General features: G+C 69.5%; 15 protein-coding genes and 3 pseudogenes. 11 read left to right on the top strand and 7 right to left on the bottom strand.

All coding sequences use genetic code 11. The features are described 5' to 3' along the window. Nucleotides 1-9: 9 nt before the first annotated feature. From ACW4TU_RS09900 to ACW4TU_RS09890, 3 genes are read right to left on the bottom strand one after another with little or no spacing between them, the layout of a single operon-like run. Complete coding sequence (locus ACW4TU_RS09900; protein WP_457426699.1) at nt 10-942, bottom strand: alpha/beta fold hydrolase; 933 nt, start codon at nt 940-942, stop codon at nt 10-12. Next, nucleotides 939-2,084, bottom strand: a complete 1,146-nt coding sequence (locus ACW4TU_RS09895) for an MBL fold metallo-hydrolase (RefSeq protein WP_457426697.1) — start codon at nt 2,082-2,084, stop codon at nt 939-941. The genes ACW4TU_RS09900 and ACW4TU_RS09895 overlap by 4 nt, the downstream gene beginning before the upstream one ends. Before the next feature lie 4 nt (nt 2,085-2,088). Next, a complete protein-coding gene (locus tag ACW4TU_RS09890) occupies nt 2,089-3,009 on the bottom strand; it encodes an SDR family oxidoreductase (RefSeq protein WP_457426695.1) in 921 nt (306 codons plus the stop codon). A gap of 152 nt (nt 3,010-3,161) precedes the next feature. Here ACW4TU_RS09890 and ACW4TU_RS09885 point away from each other — a divergent pair, with 152 nt between their 5' ends. Beyond that, entirely contained in the window at nt 3,162-3,803 is a 642-nt protein-coding gene (locus tag ACW4TU_RS09885; RefSeq protein WP_457426693.1) for a TetR/AcrR family transcriptional regulator, read from the top strand. Nucleotides 3,804-4,238: 435 nt separating this feature from the next. Here ACW4TU_RS09885 and ACW4TU_RS09880 read toward each other — a convergent pair whose 3' ends face one another. Beyond that, complete coding sequence (locus ACW4TU_RS09880; protein WP_457426691.1) at nt 4,239-4,361, bottom strand: hypothetical protein; 123 nt, start codon at nt 4,359-4,361, stop codon at nt 4,239-4,241. A 419-nt stretch (nt 4,362-4,780) separates the two neighbouring features. On the opposite strand from ACW4TU_RS09880, the gene ACW4TU_RS09875 reads away from it, so the two are divergent. Further along, a complete protein-coding gene (locus ACW4TU_RS09875) occupies nt 4,781-5,593 on the top strand; it encodes an oxidoreductase (protein WP_457430009.1) in 813 nt (270 codons plus the stop codon). 81 nt (nt 5,594-5,674) lie between these two features. Next, a complete protein-coding gene (locus tag ACW4TU_RS09870; protein WP_457426689.1) occupies nt 5,675-6,193 on the top strand; it encodes a nuclear transport factor 2 family protein in 519 nt (172 codons plus the stop codon). Between the two features lie 236 nt (nt 6,194-6,429). On the opposite strand, the pseudogene ACW4TU_RS09865 reads toward ACW4TU_RS09870, so the two are convergent. Both ACW4TU_RS09865 and ACW4TU_RS09860 read right to left on the bottom strand, forming a co-directional pair. Beyond that, nucleotides 6,430-6,688 (bottom strand): annotated as a pseudogene (locus ACW4TU_RS09865) (PIG-L deacetylase family protein); the annotation flags it as partial. A 239-nt stretch (nt 6,689-6,927) separates the two neighbouring features. Continuing rightward, nucleotides 6,928-9,270, bottom strand: a complete 2,343-nt coding sequence (locus ACW4TU_RS09860; RefSeq protein WP_457426687.1) for an MMPL family transporter — start codon at nt 9,268-9,270, stop codon at nt 6,928-6,930. A 155-nt stretch (nt 9,271-9,425) separates the two neighbouring features. Here ACW4TU_RS09860 and ACW4TU_RS09855 point away from each other — a divergent pair, with 155 nt between their 5' ends. Further along, the gene (locus tag ACW4TU_RS09855; protein WP_457426685.1) at nt 9,426-10,073 is read left to right on the top strand and encodes a TetR/AcrR family transcriptional regulator; all 648 of its coding nucleotides are present in this window, start codon (nt 9,426-9,428) and stop codon (nt 10,071-10,073) included. A gap of 286 nt (nt 10,074-10,359) precedes the next feature. Here ACW4TU_RS09855 and ACW4TU_RS09850 read toward each other — a convergent pair whose 3' ends face one another. Then, the gene (locus ACW4TU_RS09850; RefSeq protein ID WP_457426683.1) at nt 10,360-10,845 is read right to left on the bottom strand and encodes an acyl-CoA dehydrogenase family protein; all 486 of its coding nucleotides are present in this window, start codon (nt 10,843-10,845) and stop codon (nt 10,360-10,362) included. Between the two features lie 418 nt (nt 10,846-11,263). Here ACW4TU_RS09850 and ACW4TU_RS09845 point away from each other — a divergent pair, with 418 nt between their 5' ends. From ACW4TU_RS09845 to ACW4TU_RS09815, 7 genes and pseudogenes are all read left to right on the top strand, one after another. Further along, the gene (locus ACW4TU_RS09845; protein WP_457426681.1) at nt 11,264-12,562 is read left to right on the top strand and encodes an SNG1 family protein; all 1,299 of its coding nucleotides are present in this window, start codon (nt 11,264-11,266) and stop codon (nt 12,560-12,562) included. Nucleotides 12,563-12,793: 231 nt separating this feature from the next. Then, nucleotides 12,794-13,363 carry a TetR/AcrR family transcriptional regulator gene (locus ACW4TU_RS09840; RefSeq protein ID WP_457426679.1) on the top strand — a complete coding sequence of 190 codons (570 nt, stop codon included), beginning with the start codon at nt 12,794-12,796 and terminating at the stop codon, nt 13,361-13,363. A gap of 522 nt (nt 13,364-13,885) precedes the next feature. Further along, nucleotides 13,886-14,620: pseudogene (locus ACW4TU_RS09835) on the top strand (alpha/beta fold hydrolase). Nucleotides 14,621-14,724: 104 nt separating this feature from the next. Then, nucleotides 14,725-16,467, top strand: a complete 1,743-nt coding sequence (locus ACW4TU_RS09830; protein WP_457426677.1) for a CocE/NonD family hydrolase — start codon at nt 14,725-14,727, stop codon at nt 16,465-16,467. Between the two features lie 812 nt (nt 16,468-17,279). Further along, nucleotides 17,280-17,981, top strand: a complete 702-nt coding sequence (locus ACW4TU_RS09825; RefSeq protein WP_457426675.1) for an SDR family oxidoreductase — start codon at nt 17,280-17,282, stop codon at nt 17,979-17,981. Nucleotides 17,982-19,041: 1,060 nt separating this feature from the next. Then, nucleotides 19,042-19,245, top strand: coding sequence for a cold-shock protein (locus tag ACW4TU_RS09820; RefSeq protein WP_164319327.1), 204 nt, complete (start codon nt 19,042-19,044; stop codon nt 19,243-19,245). A gap of 462 nt (nt 19,246-19,707) precedes the next feature. Further along, nucleotides 19,708-19,968 (top strand): annotated as a pseudogene (locus ACW4TU_RS09815) (oxygenase MpaB family protein); the annotation flags it as partial. Between the last annotated feature and the right edge of the window lie 295 nt (nt 19,969-20,263).

Raw genomic sequence — 20,263 nt, 5'->3', positions numbered from 1 at the left:
GTTGGGCTGTCAGACCGGGTGCGCGGTGTGGTCCGGACTGCGGCGGGAGGCGTCTTCGATGCGGCGGGCGAATTCCGCGATCCGGGACGCGACCTCCTCGGGGTGGCTGAGCTGTACCCAGTGCCCGGCGTCGATCGGGCGCCGTTGTATCTGGCGCGTCCAGTGCTCCACTCCGTACGACAGCACCGGGGTGACGCAGAAGTCGCGGGTGGGGATGATGAGTTGAACCGGGACGGTGGTCGGCCGGTCCCGGGGACGCAGCAGGCGGGGCAGCATGTTGGCGCGGTACAGCGCGGTGCCGACCACAGCGTCGCGGGTCAGCGTCGGCGCGGGGTAGGGGGTGTGCCCGGGCACGCCTTGGGAGCCGGTGAGGAAGGCGCGCCAGCGGTGTCCCAGTGCTCGCCAGGTCAGGGCGGGCAGGAGCGGGAAATGGAAGTAGGCGATGTACCAGGACCGTGCGGCCTGCCTCAGCATCTTCGGCAGATCCGGATGCCGCGGCCGAAGGCGGGCCCGGATCAGGTGGCCGACGTGGTCCAGGCAGGGTCCGGAGATGGAGGTGAAGGAGGCGATCCGCCCGGCCAGGCGGGTGTCGGCGACCGACTCCCAGGAGTGGATCGATCCCCAGTCGTGTCCGACCAGGTGCACCGGGCGGTCGGGGCTCACCGCGTCGAGGACAGCCTCCAGGTCGGCTTCCAGCCGGGACATCCGGTAGGCGCGCAGACCCCTGGGCCGGTGGGAGGCACCGGCTCCCCGCACGTCGAAGGCGGTGACGTGGAAGCGGTCGGCCAGGCGTTCGGCAACCGGGCGCCATACGGCGCTGGTGTCCGGATAGCCGTGGACCAGCACCACCGGAGGAGCCGTGGACGCTCCCCATTGACAGGCGGCCAACGCCACGCCGTCCGCGCCGTCCACGGCGATCCGGTGGGCGGCCGGGCCGGTCACCGGTCACCACTGGCAGGAGTCAACTCGCCGTAGTTCAGACCGCCGTGGAGGAAGCTGGGCACCACCGGCCAGTGCCGCTTGAAGGGGGCCAGCTCCGAGGAGGGCAGGATCTGCAGCCAGCGCGGATCGCGCCGGCTGGGGTCGGCGAGGGTCTTCTCCTTGACCATGGAGTCGTACTGGTCGAGGGAGTCCTCCAGCGTGTTGGCGTTGGGCACCACCTCATGGCCGTAGAACGCGGCGTGGCGGCGCACCCCGGGGATGCGGGAGAGGTCGGGCTGCCAGTTGTCGGCCGAGATGCCGTTCTCGGAGGAGACCCACACCCCGTCGGGGGTGTTCAGCACCAGGGAGTGGTTGCCGTCCGTATGGCCGGGGGTCCACAACAGGCTGACGCCGACACCGAGTTCGACATCGCCGTCGAAGGCGGTGACGCGCTCGGGCGGTACCCCGTCCATGCCTCCGTCGACGTACCAGGCCCACTGCATCGGATGCACCGATTCGAAGGTGCCCAGCTCCCTGCGGTGCACCAGCAACCGGGCGCGCGGGAACAGCGCTTCGCGGGGCGCCCGTTCGCCGGGAATGGTGCTGGTACTTCCCATGATCATGCGCACGTCCTGGACGTGCAGATGGTCGAAGCTGACGAAGTCCACGTCCTCGGGCCGCAGACCGCAGGAGGGCAGGACGGTGTTCGGGTCCTGGTAGAAGCGGGCGAAGACGTGCTCGGTGAGAAAGTCCCCCGCCAGCCGCTTGAGCTGGGCGTAGAACGGCGCTTGAGCTGTTCCGGCGGCGACGGTCGGCTCCCACACCAGTGTTTTCGGCTCGCCGTCGAAGCCGTCGAACTGCACGACGAGCATCCGGTTGACGATGCTCACGAAGGGGTTGACGGCGCGCGCGGCGCCGTGGAAGCCGAACCGGGTCGGGTACGGGGCGGCGGCGATGTCGAAACTGCGGACGGCGTGGATGCGGCCCTGCTGGACGAACCGCTCACGGTAGGTGGCCGCGGCGCCGCGCACGGCGCGCAGCCGGTCACCGCGGGGCCATACGGCGTGGACACCTTCGAATTCGGGGATGGGACGCGGAGCGGCGGCGTCCTGGACCTTCTTGGCCTTCTTCGCGCTGGGCGCCGGCTTGGGCGTGGTGGTCACGGGCTCAACCTTCGGGATGGCGGGCGGTCCGGGTGCGCTGCTCGTAGGCCGCGCGGACCGACCGGTCGGACAGGGCGGCGAGCTGGTCGGGGACGAGGAGGTGATGCAGGGCGTCGCGGGCACGGCCCGGCAGGACCGCGGCCAGCCGGGTCAGGGCGGCCACCTGGCGGGGAACGAAGACCTCGAACCGAGGGCGCAGCACGACGTCGAGCACCGCGTCGGCCACCTGATCCGTCGTCAGGCGCCGGGTGGGGCCGGTCGCGGTGCCCACGGCCAGCTCGGTGTCCACGACGCCGGGCATCACCAGGGACACGTGCACGCCGGTGCCGCGCAGTTCGGCGCGGACGGCTGTGCTGTAGCCGTGGACGGCGTGCTTCGTCGCCGCGTAGGTCGCCTCGCCGGCCGGGGCGACCTTGCTGGCGGCGGAGGCGATGTTCACCACGTGGCCGCGACCGCGTTTCCGCATCCCCGGGATCACGAGTTTCATCCCCCGCAGTACGCCGTGGACGTTGACGTCGAACTGGCGCAGGGCGGCTTCCTCCGGTTCCTCCTCGAAGGGGCCCACCCACATGATTCCGGCGTTGTTGACCAGTACGTCGATCGGGCCCAGCCGGGTCTCGACGGTGCGCAGGAAGTCTTCGAAGGAAGGTGTGTCGGTGACGTCGAGAGACAGCCCGAGCAGCCGGCCACCGGGATGCGCGCCGATGGCACCAGCAGCCTCCACGGCAAGGTCCGCGTCGAGATCGCCGATCGCCACGGCGGCCCCGGCGGCGGCGAGCCGGGCCGCGACGGCCCGCCCGATTCCGCGGCCCGCCCCGGTGACCGCGATCACTCGGCCGGTCAGCGGCTGTGTGCGTGGTGTGCGGGGGAGCCGGTCGCGGTCTCTTGGGCTGGACGTGTACGGGTTTTCGGGCGGTGCTGCCACGGTCGAGCCCCTTTCTTGCCCTGGGCATGAGCGGAACGCCGAGCGGCAGGCGGCCCCCACGCGTGTCTGACACGATGCCATGTCAGATGAACTGACAAGCTAGAGTGTCAGTTCGGAGCACACCGGTGTCAACACCTCTGCGAAGGGGAGAAATGACCGGCACACAGACCGCCGGGCGGCGCTACGGCGGACGCGATGCGGCGCAACGACAGCAGGAGCGCCGCGCCCGCCTCGTCCAGGCGGGCCTCGACCTGTTCGGCACGGCCGGATACGCCTCAGCCTCCGTCAAGCAGGTGTGCTCCCATGCCGGACTGACCGAGCGCTACTTCTACGAGTCGTTCCGCGACCGCGAAGATCTTCTCGCCGGGGTCTACAACGAGCTGATCGCTGCGATCCAAGCCGAAACCGCGCAGGCCGCAGCCGCCGCCGCACCCGATGTCGACGCCCAGCTGCGCGCCGGTCTGGAGGTGTTCATCCGCACACTGGCCGGCGACGCCCGCATGGCCCGCCTGGTGCTCATCGAGGTCGTGGGCGCCAGCCCCCGCCTCGAAGTACGGCGCCGTGAGGTCCTGCACGAATTCGCCGCCATGGTCGGCGCCGTCGTCGCACCGCTCCCCGGCTCGGAAGCCTCCTCCAGCCGGCTCACGATGACCGCGATGAGTCTGGTCGGCGGAGTCAACGAACTCCTCGTGGACTGGAGCCTCGGTCACCAGAACGCCACCGTCGAAGAACTGATCGACCTGTGCTACACCCTGTTCGTCGCGGCCTACCGAGCCATCAGCGATCGGCCCTGATCACGTAGGCCCGGATTCCTCGGCGAGCCTCCGCACCGGACGGAAGCCCACGCCCCCTGCTCCGGCCCGGCGCACACGGCGGCCCCTTTTTCGATCAGGGCGGACGGCGAGAAACCTTGCGCGGAGAACGCGGGTGCGGCGCACCTGCCGGCTGTCGACTGTCGGACGGGGTCCACACCCGTCATCCCTCCGGAAGTGACGCGGGGCGATCGGGCTGACGGGCCGCGAACCATGACGGCCCGTTGCTTCGCGGGAGCTGCTGAGCGATGAGGGATCACTCGCCGCCTGCGCCCCGCGCCGTCCCGCGCCCGGGGGCCGGCCCGCGCCGGGCGGACCCTGCCGCTGCCGCCGGGTGCCCGCCGATGCCCAAGCCCGCCAAGCGCCTGTGTCTCTCGACCGCAGTCACTGTCCGTATGTGCACGATGGACGCATTCGTCAGAACGAGTACTGCGCCCCGCCGGTGATCATCGTCGGCGGCATCGGGCTCGTGCCCGTCTCGCTGGACGCCGCCGAGGGCTTCTGCCGCATGGTGGCTGCCGCGACGGCGTATCCCTGCATCTGCGTCTGGAGCGTTTCGGGGTGTGGCGAGATGGGCCGCAGGTACGCCGCAGGTAACCGGTCGCCTTTGAGCTGCTGATGGCGCGGGAGGCCCGCTCGTGCTCCTCACCCTTGGCCATGTTCTCGAACGCCGGGCGGGCGTTCTTCCGTGCTCCGCGTCAAGGTGGCGGCGATCGCCTTCTCGTCCGGGAGGAGTAACTCGTGATCGCGGCGCGCGGATGGCGCTGTCGCGTCTCTCCTGCCTGCTCGTCCGGCGCGTGCCGCCATGGCGGCGGTCGCCGGACGAGCTGAACCTGAAGCCGGCCGGTGACGCGGCCCGGGATCGGTTCCATGTTTGAGCTTGCACATCGGAAACCGATCGGTTTACAGTGAGGCCAAGGAGAAACCGATCGGTTTCCAGATGGGTTCGGGAGTTCATGATGACGACAAATCGGCCGGTGGCCCTCGTGACGGGCGCGTCCTCCGGCATCGGCAGGCAGACCGCGCTCGCGCTGGTCGCGGCGGGTTTCGAGGTGGCCGGCACGGGCCGCGACACCTCACGCGTCACCCCGCTCCAGGGCGTGACGTTCTTCGACCTCGACGTGGTCAGTGACAAGTCGGTCACCGCCGTGGTCCAGCAGGTGATCGAGCGGTTCGGGCGGATCGACGTGCTGGTCAACAACGCCGGCATCGGCTCGATCGGCGCGGCGGAGGAAACCTCACTCACGCAGGCCCAGGGCGTCTTCGACATCAACGTCTTCGGGGTCATGCGCATGGTGAAGGAGGTCCTGCCGCACATGCGTGCCCAGGGACGCGGTCGCATCATCAACCTCTCGTCCGTACAGGGCTTCATCCCCGCCCCCTACATGGCCGTCTACGGCGCGTCCAAGCACGCGATCGAGGGCTACTCCCAGTCCCTGGACCACGAGGTCCGCCAGTACGGCGTCCGCTCGCTCCTCGTCGAACCCGCCTACACCAACACCGGATTCGAGGCCAACAGCGCCAAGCCCGACACCCCCCTGCAGACCTACGCCGGCCAGCGGCACGTCTTCGACCGCCTGATGACAGAGGCGATCAAGAGCGGCGACGACCCCGCCGTGGTCGCCAAGGCGATCGTCACAGCCGCCACCGACACCAAGCCGAAACTGCGCTACGCCGCCGGTCCCATGGCCGGACGCGCACGCATGCTCCGCTTCGTTCCCGCCTGGGTCCTGGACAAGCAGATCCGCACGATGAACAAGCTCACCGGCTGACACCCACCACCCGCACACCCCGTCCACCAAGCACGTCGGCACCCGCACATCCCATCGCGCCGCTGATACCGGGAGAGATCCATGTCCGAGACCCTGCACTCCGCCGCCGCCACCGTCGCGAGCTGGCGCTCCGCCGAGGAACGCGGTGACGTCGACGCCGCGGTCGCGTGCCTGAGCCGGGACGTCGTGCTCGGCTCGCCGCTCACCGAGCAGTTCCGCTTCGAGGGATCCGACCAGCTGCGTGACTTCCTGACTTCGGCGTTCACGGTGGTCAAGGACGTCCGCTACCACACCCAGACCGGCGAGCGCGACGTGTACGCGCTGGTCTACCGGGCGCGGGTGGGGTCCCAGTCGTTCGAGGAGGTGCAGTTGCTGCGGCTCGACGACGAGGCGAAGATCAAGGAGATCACGCTCTTCGGGCGTCCGATGCCGGCCCTCACCGCCCTGATGACCACCCTGGGGCCCAAGCTCGCCCGCCAGCAGGGCCGCCGGGGCCTCGCCGCGCTCATGCGCGCCAGCACCATACCCATCCACGCGATGGTCACCCTCGGGGACGGCGGCATGGTCGCGAAGACCCGGCCGGCCGCCCGGCAGACCTGAGCGCACCAGGTCCACCGGCCGTTCGGCCCCGTTCCCCTTCCAGGAGTCGGCGGCAGCCGCAGGCGATGTCCCCGGCGGACGGTTTCAGGTCGCAGGAACGCACGGGGTACCTGCCGTCCAGACGGGCTCCGGCAACCAGCTCAACCGGCTGTCGCCCTTCCACGAGGGCAAGGACCTGCGCCGTAAGCCCTGTCTCCTGGTCCGCCTGCCGATCGACGCCGGGCCGGTCAGGCTGGTGTGACAAGATGACCGACCCTCAGGACGTCACAGCTCGCTTCGAGTTCGCCTCGACGCAGCACGGCAACGGCAGCCGGATCATGCCCGGGGTCGCCCGGCTTCGCACCCCGGACCGTCACCGCAGCCACCGTCGGTACACGTGACAAGCACCGTGCCAATGCCCTCTGCCGCATATCGCCCCAGGACACCCCCCGGTCCCGTAGCCTCGTCGTCCGGATGGGCGCGCACCGCCATCAGTGTCAAAGGCCGGGCCGCCATGAAATACATCCCCTGGTCGGCCAAGCGATCGGTGCCCAGTCTGCGGCACAGCGGTGTGTGACGTGTGGTGGCCCCACCCCGTAGCCATACCTGCGGGCGGGCGGCAGCGGGGCCACCTCGGGAGACCGTCATCGAACGCCTGCCGGCGCCACCGTCGACCGCGGCGGGATGGCACCGGCACCGCGGCCGACGACCGGGGGCTCGGCGTTACCGGCAGGCACATGTTCGCCGACGGAGCGTCAGGTCTGCCGCGCTGTGGCGTGCTGCCGGGGAGCGGCAGGATGGGGGAGCGGGATCTTCTGCGCGAGTTTCTCGCCTTCGACGTCCAGATCGGGCAGGAGACGGTCCAGCCACACGGGAATCCACCAGGCCTTCTCCCGCGCGAGTGCCATGGTGGCAGGGATGAACGTCATGCGGATGACGAACGCGTCGATGAGGATGCCCACCGCCAGCGCGAATCCAGCCTGTTTGATCATGGGCTGGGCGTTGAAGATGAATCCGGCGAAGACCGAGACCATGATCGTGGCCGCGGCGACCACGACGGCACTCGCCCGGGCGAAGCCGGAGACGGTCGCGTCGAGCGGGTCGGCACCGTGCATGCGGGCCTCGCGCATCGAGGTGACCAGGAACACCTGGTAGTCCATGGCGAGTCCATAGAGCACGCCGGTGACGATGATGGGCAGCAGACTCACCACAGGTGCGCTCGCGTCGAGTCCGAACAGCGCCTGCAGCCAGCCCCATTGGAAGACGGCCGTGGTGACGCCGAAGGTGGCGGCGATGCTGAGCAGGAAGCCGAGAGTGGCCATCACCGGGACGACGACCGAGCGGAAGACCAGGAGCAGGACGATCAGTGAGAGCCCGAGAACGGTGGCCACGTAGAGGGGCAGGACGTCCCCGAGGCGGTCGGACACGTCGATCGCGAGGGCGGTGAAGCCGGTGATGCCGATGCTGACGCCATGGGTTTCGCGGATCTCCCGGCTCTTGTCCCGCACGGAGGTGACGAGGTCCTTGGTGCCGTCGTCGTTCGGACCGTCGCCGGGAACGAGGCTGAGGACGGCCACGGTGCCGGCGGTGTTCATACCTGCCAGAGAGATCGAAGTGGCGCCCTCGGTGTCCTTCAGCTCGGAGACGACCGCGGCAAGGGCCGTGGGGGTGAGCGGCCGCCCGCTGTCGGAGGAGCGGGCGACGAGCATGAGGGGTCCGTTGTAGCCGGGGCCGAAGGTGTCGCTGACCTCCTCGTAGCTCTGGCGCTGTGCGGTGTCGGGGTTGTAGCTGGCGCCGGACGGCAGGCCCATCCTCATGTCGAGGGCGGGCAGCGCCAGAACCAGGGGAATCAGGAACGCCGCCGCGAGAGCGGGGTACTTGTGGCGGACCAGGTGTGATCCCCAGCGGGTGGCCCGTGTCCGTGCGGCGGCGGAGGCCTGCTGCTGCGCGGTGCGCCGGGTTTTGGCCGAGCAGATGCGCTCCTTGACCAGGCCCAGGAGCGCCGGCAGCAGGGTCAGGGCGAGCAGGACGGTGATGGCGATCGTGGCCGCGGCGGCGATGGCCATGGTGCTGAGCAGCGTGATACCGACCACCAGCAGTCCTGTCAGGGCGATGATGACGGTGCTGCCGGCGAAGAAGACCGCGCTGCCGGCGGTGCCGATGGCGCGGCAGGTCGCCTCGTGCGCGTCCAGGCCGGTGTCCAGGATGAGCCGCCGTTGCCGGTTGACGATGAACAGGGCGTAGTCGATGCCGACGGCGAGCCCCAGCATCAGGGCCAGTACGGCGGTGAGCGAGTGGATCTCGAAGACGGTGGAGAGGGTGAAGGCGCCGCCGACGCCCAACGTGACACCGACCAACGCGATGATCAGGGGCAGGCCCGCAGCCACGACCGACCCCAGGGTGACCAGCAGGACGATGGCCGCCACCACGACGCCGACGATCTCACCGGCGCCCACGATCTCGGGTATCTCCAGCATCGCCGCCGACGGCAGGACGTCGAGGTGGGCTCGGTCGGCCTGCTGCTCTGCGGCCTCGACGGTGCTGTCGATCGTGCCGGAGGGCAGCTCAAAGGTCTGCTCGTCGAACTGGAACTGCATCAGGGCGGTGGAGCCGTCGGCCGAGACGATGACCCCGGGCACCGGTCGGCCGTCCTGCAGCAGCGGGGTCGGCACCTTGCCTCCCGTCGGCTGCCCGGCGGCTTCGGCCACCGCCGCCTGGGTCCGCAGCAGCGGACTCTTCTCCCCCTTGGACAGCTCGTCGGCGAGGACCTTGCGGGCGTCGATGACGTGGTCGTGGCGGTAGACCGCGTCCACCGCGGCGATGAGGGCGGCGCGGCTCTCCTCGCCGTCGACCCGCGTCCCGTTCTGCGCGCGGAACACCAGCATGCCCTGCCCGCCGGACGCCTCGGGAAGGGACTTCGCCAGATCGTCGATGACCTCCTGGGCGGAGGTGCCGTCGATGCGTACCTCGTTGCTCAGCTTGACGGGGTTGACCACGAGCAGCGCCACCACGGCGGCCACCACCGCCAGCCAGCCGGCGATCACATACCAGGGCCTGGCGTAGGCGAAATGCCCCAGCCGGTACAGCAGCACAGACACAAGCCGTCTCCCTTCTCCGGCGCACCCTGTTGGGCACGCACATCCGAACGAAGTGAGAGGGTACTACCAAAACGATAGGGGACTATCAAAGCGATAGGGTGCTATCGTCGCGCAGGTGATCGAGTAGTCTGCGGTGCGGAACGGGAGGTTCGGAGATGCCGAACGGCGCACCGCGCACACGCCGGCTCCGCAGGGTCGACGCCCGCTCCAGCGTGGAGCGCATCATCGCGGCCGGACGTGATGTCCTCGGCGCGGGTGAGGGCTCCTTGGAGCAGATCGCCGCCGAGGCGGGCGTGGGCATCGCCACGCTCTACCGGCACTTCCCCAACCGGGAGGCCATCGTCCGGGCCGTCCTCGACGACATCCTCGAGACCGACCTCCTCCCGCTGATCAACGACGCCACGGCCTCCCGGCACCCGCGCCAGACCCTCCTGGACATTGCCACCCGGCTGCTCGACCTGATCACCGAGGAGCGGGGACTGGTCACCTTCGCCGCCAACTTCGCCGACGTCGCCGTGGACGCCCTCCAGCGGTTCAGCGAGTCCCTCCGCCCCCTCCTCGAGCACGCACAGGAGCAGGGTGAGATTCGTACCGACGTCACCGCGGACGACATTCCGCACTTCCTCGTCATGGGCATCGCGGGCCTCGCGCTCCCCGGCACCGCACCGTCCATGCGCGCACGCTTCATGGCCCTGCTCTTCGACTCGCTCAACCCCGCCGGTGCGTCCCCTCTCCCGCCGGCACGCGCGGAAACGGAGGATGACGACCTCCGCGCCGCGATCAGCGGCGTCGTCCGGGACTGACTCCCGGAGCCGAGGCCGCCCGCCCCGAGGGCGCCTGATGTCCGCGAGACCGAGAAGCCCCTCCGCGACAGTCCGGGCTCCCGGAGGTTGGGTGGGTGCGGGGTGAGGGTCCGGCCGGCCAGGTGCCCGGCGGTGCCGGACCGGCGGGGACTGCCCCGGTCGGCGTCTGCCGGTGGAATCCGCGGGTCACGGACCGCCCTACGAGCCGGCGAGGGTCGGTTGGGTTCAGACGCCCGTCTCGCCGGGGTCCGCTGCCCGTCTGCCGGGTTCGTCGCTCCAGTCGCGTTCACCTGGCCACGGCGTCGCGCCACGCCCGCAGCCGCCGGGTGACGTGGTGCAGTGCGTACTCCTGGGTGATGCCCATGGCACCCTGCAACTGGTGTGCCGGGCGCGCGACTTCGGTTGCCGCCTGGGCGGTGGTGATGCGGGCCACGGCCACGACCGCGCTCGTTTCATTCGGTCCGGCGGGGTTGGTGCCGGTTTCGGCGTGGATACCCGCAGGGCCGGCACCAGCCGTCACAGCGTGCCGGGCCAGTGTCAGGGCCGCCTCGGCCTGGAGCGGTTGGACCATCGGCGCCAGCCCCGAGGAGACCGCCGGAATCCGCAGCAAGGGGGCGCCGAACGGGTGGCGCTCGGAGACGTAGGCCTTCGTCAGCCGGTACGCCCCGCGCGCCGCGCCGGTCACGGCGGCCGACCGCAGCAGAGCCAGGCGTGACCGGATCGCAGCGTGCCCAGGGCCGGAGGCGATCGGCGTGGCCGCAGTGCGGTGCACCAGAACCGTGTGTTCCTGGTGTTCCGGATGCGGGAGCAGTGCAGGCCGCTGGACTTCTGGCCGCGGCGGCTCACGCCGTGTCGGGCGCGACGGACCTGGACCGCTTGCGCGACCTGGAGCGAACCGCTCCACTCGCGGCTCGAAGCGACCTGACGACAGGGGTGGCGCCGGCGCGCGGCTTCCTGGCGCTGCTGGGATATGGGTCGGCGCCCCGACTTGGAATTTGTAAACTGATCGGTTTACGATGGCCCTGAAACTGACCGGTTTCCTCAGTCGGAGTCCCGGTGGGGGTGCTGCACCCCCGGTTCCGCGTCGACGGCCGTGCGTGCCGAGATCGAACATCCGAGGTCGCCGGACCGCAATGAAGCGGTCCGCCCTTCTCCGGATATGAGCGTGTTGTCCGAGACCGGAGTAAGCCATGAGTGGGATTCACCCGTTCCGCGTCCTGCGTGCCAAGCCCCTGTGGATAGCCAACGGCGTCATCACGGGCGTCCTCGCGCTGCTGTTCACCGTGTTCTACGTCGGGGCCAACATCGATCCCGTCGATCACATGAAGAATCTGCCCGTCGGCCTGGTCAATGCCGACAAGGGGGCCGCCGTCGGCGGTAAGCAGGTCAACCTGGGGGCTGGGATCACCGAGTCGATCAGGAAGTCCACCGCGAGCGGGGACAGGATCGACTGGAAGGTCATGGACGAGAAGGAGATGAAGAAGGAACTCGGCAAGGGCAAGCTGTACGGCGCGCTCGTCGTCCCCGCCGACTTCACCTCCGCCACCACCGCACTCACCGGTGCCGCGACCGCCGGGGTCCCGACCCGGCCGACGCTGACGGTGCTGACCAACCAGTCCGCCGGCAGCGTGGGCTCCGGTCTGGCCCGGACTGTGACGACGCGGGCGGCCGAAAACGCCTCGCTCCAGGTGGGCAGGGAGCTCACGGCCCAGGGCGGGGCCGGGCAGGCGGAGCTGCCCGCCGCGGCACGCGTCCTGCTGGCCGACCCGGCCGCCGTCACCGTCGAGGACGGTCATCCTCTCGACTCGCACAGCGGCCTGGGCCTGACGGCGTTCTACTACTCGCTCGTCCTGGTGGTCTGCGGCATGCTCTCCGCCAACGTCATCAGCGGCCAGGTGGACCACGCCCTCGGCTACACCCACAACGACATGGGCCCGCTGCGCCTGCACCGCCCGCTGATCCGGGCGACCCGGGTGCAGACCCTCGCCGTCAGCAGCACTCTCATGGCCGGGCTGTCGCTGCTGATGGGGAGCCTGGTCATGATGGGCGCGGTCGGCCTCATGGGCATGCACGCCGCCCATCTGCCGCTGCTGTGGCTGTTCTCGGTGTGCGCCATCGCGGTCTCCGGGATCGGTGCGCTCACCCTGCTCGCCGTCTTCGGTACGCCCGGCATGCTGGTGGTCACGCTGGTCTTCATCGGGATGGCGGTGCCGACGGCCAACGCCACCACGCCGATCCAGGCGCTGCCCGGCTTCTACCGCTTCCTGGCGGAGTTCGAACCGCTGCGGCAGATCACCGGCGGCATCCGCTCGATCCTCTACTACGACGCCCAGGCCGACGCCGGCCTGACCCGGGGCTGGATCATGATGGCCGTCGGCCTCGCGGCAGCCGCCCTCTTCGGCTTCGGCGTGACCAGCTGGTACGACCGCAAAGGGCTGCACCGCATCCCCGCCGAGACGGAGCCCGAGAAGGCCGCGGCCCCGGCGTAGCGGAAGGCGGCTCACCCAGGATGGGGCCACTACTCGGGGTGGCCCCGGTGTGCGTCGCCGCCTTGGGGGCAAGAGGCGCGCATCAACAGGGCTCTGCGACGGTCTCTCCGCCAAGACCGTTGCCGAGCCTCTGAGTGGCCTGCCTTCGTGCGCTCGGCGTCGGGCGTCTCCCCGACACCCCACGGAAACCGATCGGTTTATATTTCGTCCGATTCGAGTTAACCTCGCGGTATGACTACCGAAGTGAAGCAAAGTCCCCGGGAGCGGCTGCTGGAGGCCGCGGCCACGCTCACCTACCGCGACGGCGTCGGCATCGGCGTCGAGGCGCTGTGCAAGGCGGCGGGGGTGTCGAAGCGCTCCATGTACCAACTGTTCGAGAGCAAGGACGAACTGCTGGCGGCAAGCCTGAAGGAGCGTGCCGCTGCCTTCGTGGCGAGGGCCCTGCCTCCGGCGGATGACGGCCGTTCCCCCCGTGAGCGGATCCTGTACGTCTTCGAGCGGGTGGAGTCGCAGGCGGGTGCGCCCGACTTCCGTGGCTGCCGGTACCTGGCTGTGCAGATCGAGCTCAAGGATCAGGACCACCCCGCGAGCCGGGTGGCCCACCGGATCAAAGCGAACCTGACGGCCTTTTTCCGTTCCGAGGCCGAACGGGGCGGCGCGAGCGACCCCGACCTGCTGGCCCGGCAGCTCATCCTGGTCTTCGACGGCGCCAGCGCCCGCGCGGGGATCGGCGCCGACAATCTGACCGGGCTCATCGCGCCCACCGTGACCACCCTGCTCGATGCGGCAGGCGTGCGCTGACGCATCCCCTTTCGAGCAGGTGTCGTGACCGTGCCCTCCCCAGGGCGATGGCTCCCGCCCGCGATTCCCCGCAATCGAGGGGAGCACGGTGGTCGTACGGGTGTTGAGGGGCGTGCCGTGCGCCAGGAAGGCCGTCGTCTCGTCGATATCAGTGCCCAACAGCAGGTACGCGGCTTCCTGGGGTCTCATCCGGTCGGCCCGGACCACTTGGCCGCATCGCCCTTGGCCTCGGCGGCGTAGCCCTACACCTGCAGCTGGAGCGTTCAGGGGTGCCGTAGTAGCCCTTGAGTGCGGAATCGGCGACCGCAGTGCGGATGACACTCTCGCGTCTCTCCTGTGCGCTGACCCTGTCGCCGCAGGTGGCGACCTCGGTCTCGCGCTCGGAAACCGATTGGTTTACGATGGTGGAAACCGGTCGGTTTCTCAATGAGTCCAAGGGCTGGGCCGTGGTCACGCACCCTTCGGGCGGACCCTCTCCGAATCACGCGTCCGCAGCAGTTCACACAAAGGGAAGCCAGCGAGATGCCCAGCCACGAGTCCCGTCCCACGATTCACATTCCGGGGACCATCAGCCAGACCATCGCCCCGCGCGCAGGACACCGCAGCGACGAGGGGACTCTGCGCTACCTCAGAGCGGGCACCGGTGCTCCCGTGGGCCTGCTGCACACCGTGCGCACCCAGGCCCGAGCACTTCCGCGATCTCATCCCGCTGATCGCGGACCAGCACGCCGTGTGTGCCCTGGACCTGCCGGGGATGGGCTGCTCAGAGATCGTGCCCGGCGCGTCGTCGCGGTCAACACGCACGACTTCCCCGGCGGTATCGCCCGCTCCAGCCTTCTCGCCCGTGTGGTGGTCAGCGGTGTCCTCACTCCGGGAGTGGGCCCGGTGGTCGCCGGGGTGGAGCCCAAGCCCGTCGTCCGCCGGATCCTGCAGGGCGGGCTGGTCGACAAGACCGCGCTGCGGGAGGACTACCTCGACGAACTCCTCCAGGTGGGCGGCCGCCCCGGCTACTCGACCGTCGCCCGGGGCGTGTACCAGAGCCTGCCCAGCCTCATCGCCGCCCGCTCGCGCTACCCCGAGGTCAAGGCACCCGTCCACCTCGTCTACGGGCAGAAGGACTGGTCCCGGCCCTCGGACCGGCAAGCCGACAAGGAGCTGCTGCCGGCCGCCGATTTCACGCAGGTGCCGGGAGCAGGCCACTTCATCGCCCTGGAACGGCCCGACCTGCTGGCCGGCCTGCTGAACGCGGTGGCGTGACCGCCCCGAGAGCGCTGTAGTCACCCCCGTTCGGGTGTAGTGCGGGACGGGAACCACGTTCGACCATGTGCCCGACAGCGTCGTGGCACGCAAAGGAGCAGCGCATGGCGGAGATACAGATCGAGTTCGACGTTCCGGCAGAGATGCGTGACGGCACGGTGCTGCGCGCGGATGTCTATCGGCCCGGCGGTACGGGACCGTGGCCGGTGTTGCTGAGCCGGCTGCCGTACGGCAAGCAGACCCCGATGATGGGCGTCGTACTCGATTCGCTGGCGGCGGCCAGGCACGGTTTCCTGGTGGTCCTCCAGGACACCCGTGGCCGGTTCGCCTCCGAGGGGGAGTGGGAGCCGTTCACGTATGAGGTGAGCGACGGTTACGACACCGTACGGTGGGCCGCCGCGCTGCCCGGCTCGAACGGCTCCGTCGGCATGATCGGCGGCAGCTACTTCGGCAACACCCAGTGGATGGCGGCGCTGTCGAAGCCACCGGAGCTGAAGGCCATCGCGCCGATGATCACCTGGTCCGACCCGGACGACGGGCTGTGGACGCGTGGCGGTGCGATCGAGCTCGGCCTCAGCGTGCCCTGGTCGCTCCTGCAGGGGGCCGACACCCTGATGCGCCGTCACTCCACCGACCTCGACGGGTTCGTGAACGGCATCACCGGGCTCGTGCAGGATTTCGACGGCCTGGCGAGCGGCGGTTACGGGGAGCTGCCCGCCGGGCGGTTTCCCGCGTTCGCCCGGCACGACCTGCCCGAGCTGGGCTACGAGCGTTCCCGGCGCGAGCCCGAGTGGGCGGCGTCCTGCACTGTCGCGGGCCGGCACGGCGAGGTCGATCTGCCCACCTTCCAGGTCGGCGGCTGGTTCGACATCTTCGGCCAGGGCACACTCGACAACTTCACCGCCATGCGCCGCGCCGGCCGGTCCGCCACGCTGGTCATGGGCCCGTGGACCCACACCAACTGGCGGCACGTGGTCGGTGACGTCAACTTCGGGTTCGGCGCGCACTCCGACTTCATGGGCATGCGCGGACGCCTGCACGACATGCAGTTCGACTGGTTCCGGCGCACCCTCGGCGAAGGCGAAGGCGAAGGCGAAGGCGAAGGCGAAGGCGAAGGCGGCGGCGACAGTGGAGCTGTGGAGCCGGACACGGGCACGGTGCTGCTGTTCGTCATGGGCATCAACCAGTGGCGCGAGGAGGCGGAATGGCCCCTGTCCCGGGCCGTGGACACGGACTTCCACCTGCGCGCCGACGGACGCCTGACCCCTGAGCCGCCGTCCACCGCCGAGCAGGCCGAGGAGTTCACCTACGACCCCATGGACCCGGTGCCGACCACCGGCGGCGCGCTTCTCATGGGCGGTGGGCTCCTGAACACCGACGAGTTCCGTCCCGGACCGCTCGACCAGGCGGCCGTGGAGGCGCGGGACGACGTCCTGGTCTTCACCACCGAACCGCTCACCGAGGACGTCGAGGTGACCGGCCGGATCCGGGCCGTGCTCTTCGCCGCCACGGACGGACCCTCGACCGACTGGGTGGCACGCCTGTGCGACGTCGATGAGAGCGGTGTCTCCCGCAATGTGGCCGACGGCATCGTGCGGGTGCGCGCGGCGACGCCGGGGGAGGCGGCCGAGCATGTTGTGGACCTGTGGTCGACCAGCATCGTCTTCCGGGCGGGGCACCGGATACGGGTCCAGGTCACCTCCAGCAACTTCCCCCGCTGGGACCGCAACCTCAACACGGGCGAGCCCGAGGAGAGCGCGACCACGGCCCGAGTGGCCCGCCAGCGCGTCTACCACGACCCCGCCCGGCCCTCCCGCATCGTCCTGCCGGTGGTTCCGGTCCCATAAGAAGCACCGGAGATCCACACGGCGGACATGGGCGACTCCATCTCGCACAGGGTGATCCTCAGCAGTACGTCCGTCGAGCGCCACAGTCGTGGGATCGATTGTCACCCACCGGCCTCATCCGTTTCCCTCCCAACGCACCAGCGACCGGGGCGCCTTTGCGTGTGGCGTCGAGGCGCTCGGCGACCGGTGCGGTGTCGCGGCGGCGACAGGCGACACGGGGAGGGCCGGATCGGAGGCCGGATCATCCCGCGACTCTGGTACGTGGGCTCCAGCTCACGCCGGGTGCGTGACCCGTCTGTACGGGGCCGCGCCGGCCCCCGCGGACCGGGCCTCTCGTCGCGAGGTCGCGTCGCCACAAAGGCCGTCGGGGCCGTCGGGCCTGTCCTCCCGGTCGTCGCGCGCCTTCCCCGACCCGCCCGCCGTACTTGAGCTGTCCTTGTGCAGTCGGCGGTCGGCCGCCCTTGGTCGCCGACCCCGGGCCAGGCTCGCAAGGGCGCCGCCGAGCACGTCGGCGACACCGAGCCGTACGGCACGCCACTCCTCACGTCACTCCGCTGCATTCCACCTGAGTCCCAGCCAGGCCACGTCGATCACTGCCGACGGACTCGCGGCTTCACCGGCCTGCGCCCGGTGAGTACGGACTTCGCCGATGGACACGAGGCCGGCCGGCCCCTGAAGCCTGAGCGCCCCCACCGACTCCACCTCGAACCCCGCGTGCCGTGGTCATCCGCCGCACAACCCGACTTGCATGAAAAAACCGATCGGTTTACGGTAGGTGAAACCGATCGGTTTTCATCTTCGTGGAGGTAGTCATGACAGAAATCAAGGGCGCCGGCGTCTTCGTCACCGGAGGCAGCCGTGGCATCGGCCGGATGCTGGTCGAGGAGCTCCATGCGCGCGGGGCCCGCAAGGTCTACGCCACGGCCCGTGACCCGCGCACGGTGACCCACCCCGATGCCGTTCCGCTGGCGCTCGAGGCCACCGACCCGGCATCCGTGGCAGCCGCAGCCGAGCAGGCCCAGGACGTCACCATCCTGATCAACAACGCCGGGGCATCCGTCCGCGCTTCGTACCTCGACTCCCCGATGGAGGACGTGCGCCGGGATCTGGAGACCAACTTCTACGGGCCGCTGCTGGTCACCCGGGCCTTCGTGCCGATCATCGAGCGCAACGGCGGGGGCCACATCCTCAACGCCCACTCCGCCCTGTCCTGGCTGGCCGACGGCACGCCCTACGGCGCCTCCAAGGCCGCCCTGTGGTCGCAGACCAACTCCCTGCGCCTGGAGCTGCAGCCGCGCGGCATCGCGGTGACCGGACTCCACATGGCCTACGTGGACACCGACATGACCTCGGGTCTCGACGCGCCCAAGGCCGACCCCCGCGACATCGCCGTGGCCGCACTCGACGGCATCGAGGCGGGAGCACACGAGGTGCTGGCCGACGACACCACCCGCTGGGTCAAGTCCCAGCTGTCCTCCGACCTGGAAGCCATGTACGCCCAGTTGAAGAAGTGACACCGCGGCGGCGACGACGACGGGCTGAGGGTCGACGCTGAAAATGAGAGTTGACAAGGCCTCTGACCTGCCCACTATCACTTTCACGGTCATCGAAGTAGCTTCGGTTTGTGGAGTTGTAAATGAGAGTGGGTCTGACCAGCCCTTATCGTGAGACGAATCTGGCCTCGCGGCGGCGCGGACTCACTTGATACAGGGGAAGCTGCCGCCTCCGTGCCGGCACACGCGCAGTTGCCGTGTTTGTGCAGCACCGTGACGGGCCCTGTTCCTCGCCTCGTTCGCCTCGCTCATCAAGGACAGGGGCAACGAGTCATACCGGCGCCGGAGGCCACGAACCCGAACCGGGCTCTACAAGAAAGGTAATGGGCTTCCCTCTGGATGAGCTCAAGGTACGGATGGGCCTCTACCGGACCGTGCTCACCGAAGTCCGGCGCGACGACCTGATCCCCTGTTTTATCGCTTTGATGTCGTGTCCCTCATGGGGTACGGGAGGGGTCGGGCCTGCGGGTTTGCATGTTGCACTCTGTCGTGTCCGCCAAAATGTGTTCCATTCCTCTCGCGGGTGGGAGGACTGGCAGGTGTCGGTCAAGCCCGCAGTCCCGGACGGGATGCCGGTCCTGATCGAGGACGACCTTCTCTTCGAGGACTCATCGGGGCCCCGGCCGACCGTGGCGGTGAACCGGTGGCTGCGTGAGCTGCTGACGAACTCTCATCCTCCTCCCGCCCGGCTCGGGCGGCAGGCTCGTCAGCGGCTGGCCGGCGCCGGGGGACGGAACGCGGTGGCCCGCCTGCCGTGGCAGTGCCACGTCAAAGCCGTCCATTCGCCAAGCCGGTCCGGTCTGCTTCGCCGGGACGCGTGCCGCGGCGGATAGGTGTTCTCGTGGTGCGAGCAGAACAGTGCGTGTACCGTCTGCGGTAGCTGTCATGGTTCCGAAGTACCGGTCGCCCGTGAGCACACCTTCACGGGCGATTTTGTTGTCCACCGTCTCTGAGGATCAGGGCGATCACCTCCGGTTCCCCGCACGGTGCGGGACCGATTTCGAGTCCCCTTGGAGGACACATGGCCAGCGGCATCGTTAAGTGGTTCAACGCCGAAAAGGGCTTCGGCTTCATCGAGCAGGACGGCGGCGGCCCGGACGTCTTCGCCCACTACTCGAACATCGCCAGCTCCGGCTTCCGCGAGCTTCAGGAAGGCCAGAAGGTGAACTTCGACGTCACCCAGGGCCAGAAGGGCCCCCAGGCGGAGAACATCACCCCCGCCTGACGCTCGTCTGTTCAGCAGGCGCCGCCAGGTCACTGGCGCACGCCCTGTGAAAAGCCCGGCCGGGCCGTTACTACCGGCCGGGCTCTTCTATGGCGCGTACACCGAGCCTGGAAGCGGCTCGGCAGCTTGAATTTCCACAGTCACGGCAAAGCTCCAGAAGGTAAGCAGCAGAGGACTGGCCTCCGCTAAAACAAGCGGGGCCGCCCGTATAGCGGCCTACAGCCGCACAAGTCGCGCTTGATCGACGATCTTGTGTAAATGGCTTTGAGTACCTGCGCCTGAGCGCGCGTTGCCGTAGGAGTGGGCCGAGTTGATGCACTGGACAACTGCCGGCCGAGCCGCCCCTCAGGGGCGTGATCTCAATCATGTCGGGGAGGGAGGAACGAGGCATGACAGCTCGCGGTGGCACGACACAGGCTCAAGAGCCAGCTCTCCCGTAAAGCGACACGGCTTGCGGGGGACAGCCCCTGGGACACCGCCGCCAAGGCCGTGGCCGTCGTGCTCGGCCTGCTGGAGACGGTGGAAGACAGCAGCCCCCTCGGCGAGTGGGCACTGGACAAGGCGGGCAGCCTGCTCACCACCTTCGAACTGGCCTCACTCACCCGTGGCAGGGTCATGCAGTACGCGATCCCGGAGGAGCTCAAGGGCGACTACGGCGTACGCTCGCAGGCGCCGCGCACCCACCGATGGGTACCTCCGGCCCCGACCCCGGCCGTGCCGTAGAACCTCATGGACGGCAGCCAGTCCGGCACAGCACGGCCGCGGGCGTGGGGTGCCGGGCGGTGCACTCCGTCACCCTGCCCGTCAGTTTTCGGCGCCCGATCTGCTCCCGGCGAGCGCGGTGGGTTCGGCGGCGTCGCATCCGCAAGCAGCCGCGCGAACGTCTGAGCCGCCCGATACCCGCGCCACCTCAACTCCTGCGGGCGACAGGGAGACGCTGGAGAGGTGCCGGCGAATGACGTCCGGATCGGACGATCCACAGCTGTGAAAGAAGTTCAGGCGGGCTGGAAGGTGAAGG

The sequence above is a fragment of the Streptomyces kryoterrae genome (genome assembly GCF_054072135.1).
This window is presented reverse-complemented; position numbering and strand designations above follow the sequence as displayed.

What these genes read in the sequence shown, in the direction of transcription:
- ACW4TU_RS09840 (WP_457426679.1), top strand. Translation starts at nt 12,794, where the DNA reads ATGACTACCGAAGTGAAGCAAAGTCCCCGGGAGCGGCTGCTGGAGGCC.
- ACW4TU_RS09875 (WP_457430009.1), top strand. Translation starts at nt 4,781, where the DNA reads ATGACGACAAATCGGCCGGTGGCCCTCGTGACGGGCGCGTCCTCCGGC.
- ACW4TU_RS09830 (WP_457426677.1), top strand. Translation starts at nt 14,725, where the DNA reads ATGGCGGAGATACAGATCGAGTTCGACGTTCCGGCAGAGATGCGTGAC.
- ACW4TU_RS09845 (WP_457426681.1), top strand. Translation starts at nt 11,264, where the DNA reads ATGAGTGGGATTCACCCGTTCCGCGTCCTGCGTGCCAAGCCCCTGTGG.
- ACW4TU_RS09825 (WP_457426675.1), top strand. Translation starts at nt 17,280, where the DNA reads ATGACAGAAATCAAGGGCGCCGGCGTCTTCGTCACCGGAGGCAGCCGT.
- ACW4TU_RS09885 (WP_457426693.1), top strand. Translation starts at nt 3,162, where the DNA reads ATGACCGGCACACAGACCGCCGGGCGGCGCTACGGCGGACGCGATGCG.
- ACW4TU_RS09820 (WP_164319327.1), top strand. Translation starts at nt 19,042, where the DNA reads ATGGCCAGCGGCATCGTTAAGTGGTTCAACGCCGAAAAGGGCTTCGGC.
- ACW4TU_RS09855 (WP_457426685.1), top strand. Translation starts at nt 9,426, where the DNA reads ATGCCGAACGGCGCACCGCGCACACGCCGGCTCCGCAGGGTCGACGCC.
- ACW4TU_RS09880 (WP_457426691.1), bottom strand. Translation starts at nt 4,361, where the DNA reads ATGCAGGGATACGCCGTCGCGGCAGCCACCATGCGGCAGAAGCCCTCG.
- ACW4TU_RS09870 (WP_457426689.1), top strand. Translation starts at nt 5,675, where the DNA reads ATGTCCGAGACCCTGCACTCCGCCGCCGCCACCGTCGCGAGCTGGCGC.